At 38.7% G+C, this 12,953-nt stretch carries 13 protein-coding genes; 2 read left to right on the top strand and 11 right to left on the bottom strand.

Annotated features, from left to right (window positions below; translation table 11 throughout):
- From QOW94_RS10460 to QOW94_RS10425, 8 genes are all read right to left on the bottom strand, one after another.
- Nucleotides 1–1,447 (bottom strand): MFS transporter (locus tag QOW94_RS10460; protein ID WP_283680398.1); only part of this gene is annotated, 1,447 nt, incomplete at its 3' end.
- A 200-nt stretch (nt 1,448–1,647) separates the two neighbouring features.
- The gene (locus QOW94_RS10455) at nt 1,648–1,971 is read right to left on the bottom strand and encodes a hypothetical protein (protein WP_283680397.1); all 324 of its coding nucleotides are present in this window, start codon (nt 1,969–1,971) and stop codon (nt 1,648–1,650) included.
- Nucleotides 1,972–2,044: 73 nt separating this feature from the next.
- On the bottom strand, nt 2,045–2,239 hold the full coding sequence (locus QOW94_RS10450; RefSeq protein WP_283680396.1) for a hypothetical protein: 195 nt from the start codon (nt 2,237–2,239) through the stop codon (nt 2,045–2,047).
- 178 nt (nt 2,240–2,417) lie between these two features.
- On the bottom strand, nt 2,418–2,636 hold the full coding sequence (locus QOW94_RS10445) for a P8 family protein (protein ID WP_283680395.1): 219 nt from the start codon (nt 2,634–2,636) through the stop codon (nt 2,418–2,420).
- Nucleotides 2,637–2,709: 73 nt separating this feature from the next.
- Entirely contained in the window at nt 2,710–3,831 is a 1,122-nt protein-coding gene (locus QOW94_RS10440; protein ID WP_283680394.1) for a CAP domain-containing protein, read from the bottom strand.
- A gap of 130 nt (nt 3,832–3,961) precedes the next feature.
- Nucleotides 3,962–4,909 (bottom strand): metal ABC transporter substrate-binding protein, encoded by a 948-nt coding sequence (locus QOW94_RS10435; RefSeq protein ID WP_283680393.1) that lies wholly within the window; start codon nt 4,907–4,909, stop codon nt 3,962–3,964.
- Complete coding sequence (locus QOW94_RS10430; protein ID WP_283680391.1) at nt 4,887–5,747, bottom strand: metal ABC transporter permease; 861 nt, start codon at nt 5,745–5,747, stop codon at nt 4,887–4,889. Before QOW94_RS10430 ends, QOW94_RS10435 begins: the two co-directional genes overlap by 23 nt.
- The gene (locus QOW94_RS10425; protein ID WP_283680399.1) at nt 5,748–6,476 is read right to left on the bottom strand and encodes a metal ABC transporter ATP-binding protein; all 729 of its coding nucleotides are present in this window, start codon (nt 6,474–6,476) and stop codon (nt 5,748–5,750) included.
- A 444-nt stretch (nt 6,477–6,920) separates the two neighbouring features.
- Between QOW94_RS10425 and QOW94_RS10420 the strand changes: the two genes are divergently transcribed.
- Nucleotides 6,921–7,802 carry a DUF4097 family beta strand repeat-containing protein gene (locus QOW94_RS10420; RefSeq protein WP_283680390.1) on the top strand — a complete coding sequence of 294 codons (882 nt, stop codon included), beginning with the start codon at nt 6,921–6,923 and terminating at the stop codon, nt 7,800–7,802.
- 126 nt (nt 7,803–7,928) lie between these two features.
- On the opposite strand, the gene QOW94_RS10415 is transcribed toward QOW94_RS10420, so the two are convergent.
- Nucleotides 7,929–8,699 (bottom strand): CPBP family intramembrane glutamic endopeptidase, encoded by a 771-nt coding sequence (locus QOW94_RS10415; protein WP_283680389.1) that lies wholly within the window; start codon nt 8,697–8,699, stop codon nt 7,929–7,931.
- A 200-nt stretch (nt 8,700–8,899) separates the two neighbouring features.
- Here QOW94_RS10415 and QOW94_RS10410 point away from each other — a divergent pair, with 200 nt between their 5' ends.
- Entirely contained in the window at nt 8,900–10,189 is a 1,290-nt protein-coding gene (locus QOW94_RS10410) for a CAP domain-containing protein (RefSeq protein ID WP_283680388.1), read from the top strand.
- Between the two features lie 32 nt (nt 10,190–10,221).
- On the opposite strand, the gene QOW94_RS10405 is transcribed toward QOW94_RS10410, so the two are convergent.
- Nucleotides 10,222–11,133, bottom strand: coding sequence for an AEC family transporter (locus tag QOW94_RS10405; RefSeq protein ID WP_283680387.1), 912 nt, complete (start codon nt 11,131–11,133; stop codon nt 10,222–10,224).
- A gap of 188 nt (nt 11,134–11,321) precedes the next feature.
- Complete coding sequence (locus QOW94_RS10400; protein ID WP_283680386.1) at nt 11,322–12,233, bottom strand: patatin-like phospholipase family protein; 912 nt, start codon at nt 12,231–12,233, stop codon at nt 11,322–11,324.
- Nucleotides 12,234–12,953 lie beyond the last annotated feature (720 nt).

Raw genomic sequence — 12,953 nt, 5'->3', positions numbered from 1 at the left:
ATGTCTTCTTGCTGAGTTTGAAACGAAGAGCGAAGAACAATGCCAACGCAATCATGATACCAACACCACCAGAAACGATGAATGTGATCATATGAGTAGCGCTTTCTGGTTGAGCAACCGCACCAGTAGTTGATTGCTTGAAGTGGGCAAAATCAAGTAAGTAACCTGCAACAACTGAAGCAAAACCTTGACTGATTTGGTTGATAAAGACCATAACTGAGGCAAATAATCCGGCCCGGTTTTTACCGGTAACCAAGGTATCAACATCAGGGATAAATGGAAATACGTTCCAAGGAACAAAGTACAAAATGTACAAACCAACTTCATAGAACAAAGTACCAATGACTAACCAAACCATAACGTGAGCTGGTTTAGTCAAGGCAACAAATGCCCAATCTACACAGGAAATCAAAATCAATGAATATCCAATTGAATATAGTGCCCGTGGCGAAATCTTAGTAACAATGTAACCAGCTGCTAAAGTAACCGGTACCGACACGATACTTAATGATTGTAAGAAACCTGATACACTGGTAGTCTTCCCAACTACGAATACGATAAAGTAAACGAAGACGGTTGACCACAAAATTGTAGCAAAGTAAGAACTAAGGTAAGTACCCATGTGGATTCGGAAACTCTTGATCTTGAAAGTTGAGAAGTAGTTCTTGATCTCTGACTTAAGATTTGGCTTCTGACCATTATTTTCACGTAAAGCTTCTGCTTCAATTCGCTTAGCTTCCGCCTTGGTAACGAAATGTTCCCAAGTGGTCTTGTAGGTAATGAAAATCAAGAAGAAGGTAACGATTGAAAAACCAGCTTGCATAATCAAATATGGAGTTGGTGAAGTCTTTGGGAAGTAGTTGAACAATTGAGCTGGAACAAATTGAGCCAACATATTACCCAATCCGGCGATAACCATCCGGGCGGTAGACATGGTCGTCCGTTGGTTGTAATCCTTGGTCATTTCGTTTGGTAAAGTTTCCCAAGGAATTTGAAGAACTGACATCAAAACAGTGGTAATAACGTATGTTACCAAGTAGTACCAGAAGCTCATTCCCGCAATCCACATTGTGATGGCGAAAAGAACTGATGGGACAGCGGCCAAAATAAAGATGTGTCGACGACCAAACTTCCGGCCTAACTTGTACTTGTAAATGTTATCTGAAATATTTCCCATGACCAATGAAGCAATACCATCAGCGATACGACCAATAAGGAAGATTGTTGCCCCTTGACCTGCTGTCAAACCACAGAAAGTAGTGTAGAAGAACAGTAACCAAGCACCAACTAATCCCTGCATCGAAATACTAAAGAATGAAAATACTCCGAAACCAAGAGATCTACCAAGCCCTACTTTTCCTTTTGCCTGATAGATACCCTTGTTGGCATATTCATTCCAGCCATCGTGTTCGACTGGTGAACCGCCATTTTTTGCATTTGAATCCATAGCTAACTCTCCTTTTAGCGCTTCTTAAGCGCTTACAAATATAAATAAAAAAATATTGCTAACCAAACTCTCTTATCTTGTTGCTTTGGAATACTAATATATCAATTTCAACAATTATTCTATGCCAGTTTGAAAACGCTGTCAATAGGAAAATTAAAAAACCTGTCACCAATTAAGGCAACAGGTTTGTAAAACCGATACTATCCTATCTTCTCATTCAGCACTTCGCCCAACTTCTCAAGAGCAGCCTCACGAGTTTTAATTATGTCCATATTGAAGATGATTGAGTCGATGTCGCCACCAACAAAATCAAAGCGTTCGTAGTAAAGGTAAGGATTGTCTTTACTATCTTGGAACCATACGCGTAATCTCTCTTCAAATTGCTTAGTCCACTCGTAATCTTTCATTTCTGGAAAATCGAGCTTGGTGAAGTATCCTTGCTCTTCAAGCATTTGGGCAGCTTTTTTAACTTGGTCGCCGGAAAAGTTGATTTTTTGTTTCGTAGCAGTTTCTTCCTCTGCCATATCAACATCCCCTAACTATTTGATTATCTTTAAAGTACCACTTTTTATGGAATTGGTTAAGTATTTTGCCATCCTAACGTTTGCTTTTCTTCTTTGGTAATATAAAGTTGAGTGTTCCAAAACTCCCAGCAGTTACCCCGATAAAAGTAAACACTCCATCCGTCTGAAATCTAAACAAGTAGTCAACGAGTAACCCAATTAATAAGCCAACCACAATACCCCAAAACTGATCATCAACGGGTGCCGATTCATGTATCCGATTTTTCATACTTGATCTCCTTCATCTTTTTAAATTAGTTATTTCTTTATCTAATCAAAATCATATTAATGTCTAATGAAGATGAAATTATGACATTTTTTTGAATTCTTCTTTTCATTAAAGCAAAATTTTTATGATAAAAAAGCCTTCTGGATTTTGATCCAGAAGGCTTTTCGTTAAGTATTAATTAATTGTGCAATAGTTTTTCGACGTCGCTCTTAATGTCATCTTCGGACATGGACATATACTTTTCCATGTCTTTTTCGGTGGCGTTAGTATCATGATCGTTCTTCTCCATGTAATGGTTCCAGAGAGCGTCACGTACAGGGTCCGAACTGTCACTCCAATCAAATGCTTCGTTCATCTTAACATTCAAGAATGGTGATTCAGCTGTTGTTTCTGCCATAATACTTACCTCCTTTACGACCCCATTGTAGTTCTAAGAACGGGAAGTGTTAAGGGGAAATCGAAAAAAATTATTATTTATTGTGAATAATGACTTGGCCATCAGAGGTAACCGTAAATGGAACGTCTACTGGGACTTCTGTTCCGTTAGCAAAGATATGGGTTCCGCCTTTGGAAGATGTACTACCAGTCGATTCGTCAACGTAGTTAGTGTACGAATTGGCACTGGTATCACCACCAAAGTCAGCTGCGGTATAAACTGCGCCGGATTTAGAATCATACGTAATCCCCATACCCACAGCAGTATAGCTCTTGTTTAACATATTGTCTCGATGACCCCAGTTTGAATCCGCATCATCATAAATATATTCATAAACGTTTTGCTTTGCAACATCAGTGGCTGTACTGATACTTGAAACCTTCAAGTCACCCTTACCATAACTACCATAACCAGCACTTACCATTGCAATATTTTCAGCTGGATAAGCAATACCTAATTTTTCAGCTAATTCATCAGCATATGCCTTCCCATTACTATCATAATGATCAAAGTTAGTCACCAACTGTGGTCCTCTCGCTGCCGCCACTTCATCCAACTTGGCATCTTCCTTCAATGGTTGCAATCCACGTTTAGTCCGCTCTGAGTTCAGTGCACTTAGAAATGCTGACCGATACTCATCTTGTGAAAAATTGAATTGGTGCTTGCTACTAGTTGAAGTTGTTGAACTATCGGAACTAGTATCAACTGTTGGTGTATTTGTAGAATTGTCACTGTTTGACGAGCTAGTATTCGAATTGGAGCTAGTAGCAGCCTTCTTTGTAGCTACTTTCTTCAAATAACTGTGTTTGATCCAGCCCTTGGTCTTGCCATTAGTTGACTTAACGTAGTTGTAGTTAATCTTCTTGCCGTTAGCTAGTTTGACTTGAGCATACAATCCAGACTTAAAGGTCGTATGCTTATAATTCTTAGCGTAATGGGCAATCTTCTTCAAGGTCGCAGTCTTGTATAAGGTACCCTTTTTCAAACTATATTTTGTTGTCTTGAAGTAGTGATACTTAACAACCTTATTCTTTTTGGCCTTAGCAAAAGCCGTTGTTCCGTTACTGGTCAAACTATATGTAGCGTCCACAGTGGCGGTTAATCCCAAACTTAGTCCGGCAATCATGACGGACTTAATAACCCAATTTTGTTTCATAACTATATCCCCCAAATTATAAAGATGAGTTAAGTATAGTATTAATAAATGTGGTAAACAATTAAAAATGTCATCCTATGGATAACAAAAAACGCGCTTCCTTACAGAAACCCGTTTTTTATTTTTTAGACTATTTAGCCAATCCCTCAGCAATCTTGTCCAAGTTCCACTTCATCATACCGTAGTAGCTGTCCCCAGTCTGACCCTTCTTAGCGATTGAGTCAGTAAACAGAGTTGAGTAAATTGGGATACCTGCATCCCGCGAAACTGTCTTCATTGGTTTTGAACTAACACTACTTTCAACAAATAATGATGAAACCTTTGTCTTCTTAAGCTTTCTAACCAATGTCTTGATTTGGTCAGGTGAACCTTCAACTTCTGTGTTGATTTCCCAGATGTAAGCTGATGGAACATTATAAGCCTTACTGAAGTACTTGAAGCATCCTTCACTAGTTACAATTAACTTCTTGTTCTTAGGAATCTTGTTAAACTTATTCTTTGCCTGAACGTCCAACTTGTGGAGCTTTGCAACGTACTTGTCAAGATTCTTCTTGTAATCGTCTTTATGCTTAGGGTCAACGCGTTCTAGTTGCTTAGCGATGTTCTTAGCATAGATAATTCCGTTTTCAAGATTCAACCAAGCATGGGGATCTTCCTTATTGGTTTGACCCTTACCTTCAAGGTGAATTGCATCAACGCCTTCACTAGCAGCAAATGACTTTTTCTTGGCCTTTTCACCGATGTTATTTTGCATCTTAGTAAACCAAGCATTCTTGGCATTTTCCAAATTCAAACCGTTATAGAAAATAAGGTCTGCCTTGGCACTCTTCGAAACGTCTTCTGGAAGAGGATCGTACTCATGAGGATCCTGACCAGTAGGAACGATAACGTGAATATCTGCATGATCCTTTGCAACGTTTTTGGCAATATCACCGATAATTGTATCTGTCGCAACAAGTGATACCTTACCGTGAACAGTGTCTGAGCTTGATGATTTTTTGCTAGATTGGCTACAACCAGTTAAGAATAGACCTAACGCAGCCACAAGTGCCATTCTAAGAATTGATTTCTTTTTCATTTGATAATCTCCTCCGGTGGAATAATGTCTGTTTTGGTGAAAAGATAAAGCTGATTGCAAAAATCACAGCCCCGACGATTACGATACATGAACCAACAGCGATATTAAGGTTATAACCCAAAAACAACCCAATCACTGAAGTAACACCACCGATTGTCGCAGAAACGATGATCATTGTCTTTAATTTGTTTACAAACAAGTACGCAGTCGCAGCTGGCGTAACCAATAAGGACACAATTAAAATAGTCCCAACGCTTTGCATTGACACAACTGATACTAGAGTAAGCAAAATCATTAATAAATAGTGATACACGTTTACGTGAATCCCCAGTGCTTTCGCCATTTTAGGGTCGAAGGAAGTTAATAGTAACTCCTTAAAGAACAACGCCACAACGACGAGCACAATTACCGAAATGCCAATGGTCAGGTACATATCCTGGTCCTGAACAGCTAGCACGTTTCCGAATAAAATATGGAACAAATTTGTAGTTGTTGGTACCAAAGCAATTAGAATAACCCCTAGCGCCAAAAAGGTACTGAAGGTAATCCCTATCGCCGTGTCGCTTTTAATGACACTATTCTGTCTGATTAATGTTATTAAAAACGATGCGACAATCCCAAATATCGCAGCTCCAATCAATGGATGCATCCCGAACATAAACGAGATTGCGACTCCTGGCAACACCGCATGAGAGATTGCGTCTCCCATTAACGACATTCCCCGAAGAATGATAAAACTTCCAATTGTGCCGGCAATCACTCCAATTGTCACTGACGTAATCAGTGCGTTTGATAGAAAGTGAAATTCGAACAGTCCGTCAATAAAATTCGATAACATCTAAAAACCTCCTTGTTGGCTTAACATTGGTAATCCATAGGCGGCACTCATGTTTTCCGAATTAAACGTCGACTCTGTACTTCCAGACGCAATCAGTTTCTTCTTAATGATTATCGTGTTATCAAAGTAGTCATTTACTTTGTTTAAATCATGATGAACCATCAGAATAGTTTTACCTTCAGCCTTTAGTTCACGAAGAATCTTCATGATTGTGGATTCACTGTGAGCATCAATTCCAGCAAACGGTTCGTCTAACAAAACCAACTCTGGATTTTGGATGATACAGCGACCTATCATGACCCGTTGCAACTGCCCACCAGATAACTGACCAATTTGTCGATCTGCAAACTCACGCATCTCGATTCGGTCAAGCACCTTGTTGATCTCATCTTGATACTTTCTCTTATTCAAACGTTGGAAAAGTCTTAAGCGAGGAAAGATTCCTAGCCCAACTGTTTCACTAACGGTGATTGGAAAGTTCAAATCAATCTGGTTGGTTTGCTGAACGTAGCCGATTTTTCGCGCCATCTTTGGTAACGGTACGCCATTAAAAGATGCCCCACCCTCGTGAGGGATAATATTTAAAATAGCATTTAGCAAGGTTGACTTCCCCGCACCATTTGGGCCGATAATTCCATTGATTGTGCCAGCTTCTAATGAGAACGAAACGTCAGTCAAGACTTGTTTTCGATTTTGGTAGACAACACTGACACCATTTACGATAAAAATACCGATCACTCCTATTCAATTGTTACATTCAAACATCTGTCTTCTTCTGAGTGATTACCTCCTCCTCAAGTAGGATATCGGAAAAATGGTTCATCCGTCAATAGTAACTTTTACTATTTGTATGCAACTAGTAAAAGTCAATAATACCGCTGATAATTCCTTGATTTGGGCATTTATGGCATCTTTCTCATTTTTAGAACGTAACTAAAACCGGACATTGGAAACTGTGAAGCAATAACATTCCATGGCCATGTTAGCTTATCAAATTGTTCATTATCGTAAAAAAATTTATTTTAAAAAACAGGGCAAGTTTACAACCAATTTTGTAAGAACTGATATTACTCCAACTTTTATTGACAAAGATATCAGAGGGGATTATATTTTTTGTTAAGTAATATTATATGTCGTACAGTATTATTAATTTGAATTTCTGAGGTAAAATCCATGAAAAAATTGGTACTAATTATCCTGTCTGTGTTCACCTTATTAGTCATATTATCGGTTATTGGTTTTAGAAGTATTATTTGGACCGCTAGTCCAAACGTTGCGGCAGCTCCTAAGACTGCGGAAAAAATACGTTCTTTTAAGACCATCAGCCATTTATACATAAAAGCCAATACTCCTGTATTACTAAAATCTAGTAACAATAACGATATCCGAGTCAAGAGTCCTATTAAAACGCAGCTAGAAAAACATGGCTCTACTTTAAACGTTGTCGGAGTTCGCCACTGGCATAAACAAGTTAAAATATTGGGATTTCACCCAACAAAAACTCATCCAGGATCCTTAATAATCACCATTCCAAATAACCAATCACTAAAGTCATTAGATTTAGATGTCCAGGAATCAGACAATAAGACAATGAATGCACCTGTCGTTATTCAGAACATTAAAACTGATAACCTCTCGTTTGATGGAAACGCCCACTTATTTATCACTGATTCAAATATCAAACAAAAAGTGTCAGTCGAAAATATTCTTGGGCAAACTGAATTAACGGAAGATAATATAGATCATGGGTCGGTTTCCAATGAGTTAGGCTCAGTCACCCTGAATAGTAATCACTTTAAGAAACTTGATATCGATGATGAACTCGGAAACATTAGGTTCAATAATCAACAAGTAGAAAAAGAATTCACTGCTAACAGTGAGCTTGGTTCAGTCAAAGGCATTATTGACCATAAGAAAAATGCAAACGTTACAACCACTACAGAAATGGGTTTTAACTCGCTATTTGGACACTCAAAGCACCACTATACTGGATACGACAAACATCTGATTAAGTACGATTTGGGAACTGAACTTGGTAATGTAAAGGTCCAGTAAGATTATTAGGTACGAAGGATGTCCATATTACTAGTTACGCAGAAAAGCAGCGATAATTTTTAAAAATAAAATTATCGCTGCTTTTTATCGGCCATTCTTATTTTAAATGACACAAAATTAGCGCCCTTAAGCACTCACAATTTCCAGTTTAGTCAACTCTCTGTCAGCATTCACCAAATACCCTACACTCAACACCAACACCGGCATAAATACGGCTAATAAATATAACCAGCTACTTGACTGACCCGTGGACGAATTTATTATCATTGGTGCCCAGTCCAGTATGAAGTGAAGCACAATTGGCCAAATTAAATTGTTGGCAGCGATTCTTAATGCGGCCAGGAAAACCCCTAAGGCAAATGCGTAAACGGTTTGTTGTAGCACTGCCGTTAAGGAACCACCGAACAAATTGGTCAGGTGAAGAACCCCAAATAAGATTGCTGAATAAACAGCTGATTTAGTCAAATTATATTTGGAGCCTCGATAAACACCCAAATTCAAAAACGCTGATAGGAATAACCCGCGACATGTGGACTCTTCTAACACTGCCGCCGAGAATGCGACAACTGTGGCTAGTACCATCGATTTAGATTGAAATACATGAATAATGTTGGTTGGTACTCCCTCGAGCATCATCATTGAAATAACTGCCAAACAAGCTAATACTCCCCAGATCAACATAGGTTTAGTTAGCGAAAGTTTGGTGTTTAGAACCTTCAAACCACCTTGAGCAACGACAGCCACGCCAAACGAAATTAGTCCTACTCCAAGATAAACCATGTTGACAGTCGTTGATGAAGCATCGTACAAAAAGAACATTAAAAACAGCATTCCCAGAGTCAATAATAGGCCCCATTGAAGTTGCCGACCCCAGGTCCAGCGTGATTCGAGTATCATAATTAGCCCTCCAACATGTTTTAAAACATAACAATTACCATTTGATTTTTTCAAATAAAATTAACATTATCTGTGATTTCAATAATGAACCCTGTCCTAAGATTATTCAACCAATATTTATAATTCGATAATTAATTCAATTGTGGCAAACGAGTTATGATAAAATAACATTATATTTTACATATTTGGGGGAAATACAAATGAAACTGAATAAAGTTATTTTATTTAGCACCTTAGGACTGGCATTGGGGTCAGGCTTAATGATGCCACAGCAAGCAAGTGCTAAGAGGAAACCATCAGTATTAAGGGTTGTTAGCTCGGAAGCTCATGCAAAACAATATCGCGTTGCCAAAGGAACTATCTACAAAAACTACAACTTAACCAAGGTTAAAGCGAAGGCAAGTAAATATAAAAAGACAGTGTTTTATTCAAGTGAAACCATCACCGTAAGACGTCCAAATGGTAAGAAAGCCGTATATCGTACCCTTGCAAACAGGTATGGTAAAGAGTTTGGGTTCATTTGGCATGGATACGCAAAGAAGATAAAGACACTTAGTTGGAATTTTGGTGATTTTGATGCACCAACAAAGAAGTCTGATAAGGATAATAAAGAAACTAACTTTTATAATTCTTCTGAATTACAACAAGTAAATGAGTTAAGAAGTAAAGCCACGGCAATTTACAATTCTACTAAAGGAATGTATCAAGAAAAGCCATCGTTATCTGGATCGTTTAACCCAGGAAAACTAAATGATAGTTATATCCAAGGAACCGTTGATTGGATCAATTATTATCGTAGTTTCTATGGCCTAAGTCCAGTCAGTTCTAATTCCGGTTGGAATACTGAAGCCCAATACGGAGCTGCAACTCTAGCTGCCGTAGACAATGGTCTTTCCCATGGATTAGTTGGTTTTAGTAAGCCCAGTTATATTTCACAATCGGATTGGCAACATGGAGCAGAAGCAACCAATACCAGTAATTTAGCTACAGGTGTTATATCTCCTGAAGATAACATTACTTTATACATCAACGATTCAGGTAATGATGTTCCCGGCCATAGAGAATGGTTACTCGGCGGGATTACCCAAGTTGGTGTTGGCCAAGCAAATAATTACAATGACCTAAAAGTTTTTGATCCAACTGGCGACGGAACAGATGCCAGCGAAATTAAATTTCCTAATGCTGGATTGTTCCCATTTGAAGCATCCTCTGATACAAGATGGTCACTATCACTTCCTCAACGACTGTCAACTTCTGCCCAGCCAACGATTACCATCCATGACAACACTGCTAACAAAGATGTATCCGTAAGCAACGTAATTATTAGTAATTCTGGGTATGGTGAATTTGGAACATCAATAAGTTATGAGCCTGATAGTGATTCGATAAAAGAAAATCACTCATACACAATAAATATTTCTAATCTTCCAAACGGAATGGCAGATGTTTCATACTCAACTAAACTATTTCCGATTCACAAAGCCGACTAAAAAGAAGCGCCTACGCGCTTCTTTTTTGTTACTTAACCTAACACCACCAAAAACACCGCCAACGTCACCGCCGAACACACCGTGCTCAAAAATTGCGTGGAGGCAAGTTCAGACCGATTAATATTGAATTGAATTCCAAGGTTTGTTGGCATAACAGCTGTTGGAATTGCCAGGGTTACAACAACAATCCGTCTTAATTCTGATGGCACATTAAATGCCAACATTGCAGCCCACACTAGAATTGGGAATAAGACATTCTTCAAAAACACGGTCACAAAAATCGTTCTGTTTACTAGTAGTTTTTGCGTGTAAAGTACCACACCAGTTGCAAATATCGCAAGTCCTCCAGCTCCTTGGCCAAGTAATGTAAAGGAACCACTCAGTTGCTCTGGCATTTGCCAGCCAACAAGAGCGAACCCGAATCCAAACAAGGCCGAAAATACCAGGGGTTTCTTAAGGGTACTGATCACCCGATGACCAAACGATTCTGCCTCACTCAGCACCGCATAAGCCGTTGGCACCATTACTACGTTTATGACTAGTGAACAGATACCAATCGTAATCGCACTGACTGAAGCTCCAAACAGTGGTGGTAAGATTGCTGACCCAATGAACGGAACAGACGGCATTGCCACCGACATCGCCCGTAGTAATCCAATCTGTGAATCAGCGTGAAATATGTACTTGTTGATAATCATCAGTAAGAAATAACTACCAATCATACTAACGATTAACCAACCTGCAAGTGGAATATCTTCAATAATTATTTTCCGGGGCGTGCCCCAGATACCCGCAAAAACACTCATTGGCAGCATAAATGACATGACCAGTTTAACCAGCTTTTGACTATCATGATCATCGAACATTCCCTTTACCGCTGCCAGATAGCCTAAAGCAATCGTGACAATAATTGGTAAAATTGCAAACATTAAGTGATTTAACATCCTACCATCTCCTTGTACTTATTAATGTTAGATTATATAACATTAAAGTTTAATTACAAGACGTTCTGATAAAATTTGGATATTTTCTCATAATTTATGTCGGATATATTTAAATAAAAATAATAGAGGCACCACTAATTTCAGTTTCCTGAAGTTCAGCGTTGCCTCTATTGGGGCTTCTTCCAACCTTATTTCTTCAAATAATCATTCAAATTTGCCAATTGGTTTTGTGCATCTTCATACCCAGCCCAGTAAAGCTGCTCAAGTTTTGAAAGATTTGGCTCTAATCTCCCAACGGTAACGTGTTTAGAAGGACTAATCCGAAAGACCTGCCCACTTTTTACAAGCCAATCAAGCCGGTCACACTGACGGTTGTACATCTTAGGGCGATCGCTTAGTGCTTCACCCAAAGCGGGATACTGTTTAAGGAGTCTGGAATGACTTAATATATCGCTACTCCGCTTTTTGTCAGTACTCTTTCGATAAGAGTCTTCTCTGGTTCTGATAACAATAACCTTTTTGTATCCCTGATTGATTGCCCACTGATATGGAATAGAGTCCGTAATCCCGCCATCTAAGTAAAGTGAATCCCCAATCGGAACCGGTTTCGAGAAAAACGGCATGCTGGCTGATGCTTGAATCACAGATTTAAAATTACCATCCATTTCCTTATCAAAGTAGCGTGCCTGACCAGCCTTGATGTCAGTGGCTACCGCGACAAAACGCCGATTTTTAGAATAAAATTGTTCCTCATTAAAGCGAGTATATTGATCCATTCCGTTAAGTAAAAAATCGAAACCAATTATTCCTCTTTCATGCCTAATCGCTTTAAGGCCAACGTACCGACTGTCATGCCGGAATTTTAGATTGATCATGATTCCCCTGCCAATTTGGCCAGACACATAGTTCATCCCATTCAGGGCTCCCGCTGAACAACCAACTGTACATTCAAAATTCAAGTTATTCTTCATCAAACAATCGGCTACTCCTTGAGCGTAAGTACCGCGAAAGGCGCCACCCTCAATAATTAGGCAACCTTTTGTGATATCTTGCGAAGCGGTGCCAGTGGGTAATTTATCAAAATTGATTTTTGTACTCATTTTTGAAGTCCTCTATATTCCTTATTAGTCATTTATAAGTTTCACTTTAAAGCTTATAAACCCAAATCGTTTTTAATTACACAAAGATAGCATAGCACTTCTCAAAGGTCAAAACAGTCGTGGTGATCATAAATTATGATGACCTATACCAAACTAACCCAACGTAATATTTCTATAATTCAAATAGATGAGGGTGAAGCACAACTAATTAAACCGAAAAAAGCCAAAACTATATTGATGGGACAGCTTTGCCCACTAAAGCATGAGTGTTTGAGTTTAAAAAACATCAATGAACTTACTTAGATTCATTTCAATCATGTTGATTGATATAACAACGACAGACTTTCAATGGCAATAAAAAGGCCTATGTCCAGTTGGATATAGGACACAGGCCATGAGGATTAGCTACATACTCAACTATCTGAGTTGAAGCAACACATACTCAAAAGATCAATTCAAAGCTTGTATATATTTCGGATTACTGGTAATGAAGCCACCATTGACTCGATATCTGAGACTCCCTTTTTTAGCAAGTAAATTAGCATTTGAATAATCAAAACCTGTTACTTTGAAAGCATGGCCTTTCTTATAATGAGGCTGGGACATAAGTCCCAGCTAACGCAAAAAAACTTCGGAAATTAATTTTTCCGAAGCTTTTTTGAATTCTATGTAGCACAGAGAATTCAACTCTGCTATTCTTAAATCGACGAAAACCCAAGG

The sequence above is a fragment of the Lentilactobacillus sp. Marseille-Q4993 genome, assembly GCF_951230165.1.
In the GTDB taxonomy this organism is placed as follows: domain Bacteria; phylum Bacillota; class Bacilli; order Lactobacillales; family Lactobacillaceae; genus Lentilactobacillus.
The sequence above is the reverse complement of the archived record's forward strand: the minus strand, read 5'-3'. Positions and strand labels throughout refer to the sequence as shown.

Coding starts and splice junctions, on each gene's coding strand:
- QOW94_RS10430 (WP_283680391.1), bottom strand. CDS start 5,747: ATGTTATCGAATTTTATTGACGGACTGTTCGAATTTCACTTTCTATCA.
- QOW94_RS10450 (WP_283680396.1), bottom strand. CDS start 2,239: ATGAAAAATCGGATACATGAATCGGCACCCGTTGATGATCAGTTTTGG.
- QOW94_RS10420 (WP_283680390.1), top strand. CDS start 6,921: ATGAAAAAATTGGTACTAATTATCCTGTCTGTGTTCACCTTATTAGTC.
- QOW94_RS10445 (WP_283680395.1), bottom strand. CDS start 2,636: ATGGCAGAAACAACAGCTGAATCACCATTCTTGAATGTTAAGATGAAC.
- QOW94_RS10435 (WP_283680393.1), bottom strand. CDS start 4,909: ATGAAAAAGAAATCAATTCTTAGAATGGCACTTGTGGCTGCGTTAGGT.
- QOW94_RS10405 (WP_283680387.1), bottom strand. CDS start 11,133: ATGTTAAATCACTTAATGTTTGCAATTTTACCAATTATTGTCACGATT.
- QOW94_RS10410 (WP_283680388.1), top strand. CDS start 8,900: ATGAAACTGAATAAAGTTATTTTATTTAGCACCTTAGGACTGGCATTG.
- QOW94_RS10400 (WP_283680386.1), bottom strand. CDS start 12,233: ATGAGTACAAAAATCAATTTTGATAAATTACCCACTGGCACCGCTTCG.
- QOW94_RS10455 (WP_283680397.1), bottom strand. CDS start 1,971: ATGGCAGAGGAAGAAACTGCTACGAAACAAAAAATCAACTTTTCCGGC.
- QOW94_RS10415 (WP_283680389.1), bottom strand. CDS start 8,699: ATGATACTCGAATCACGCTGGACCTGGGGTCGGCAACTTCAATGGGGC.
- QOW94_RS10440 (WP_283680394.1), bottom strand. CDS start 3,831: ATGAAACAAAATTGGGTTATTAAGTCCGTCATGATTGCCGGACTAAGT.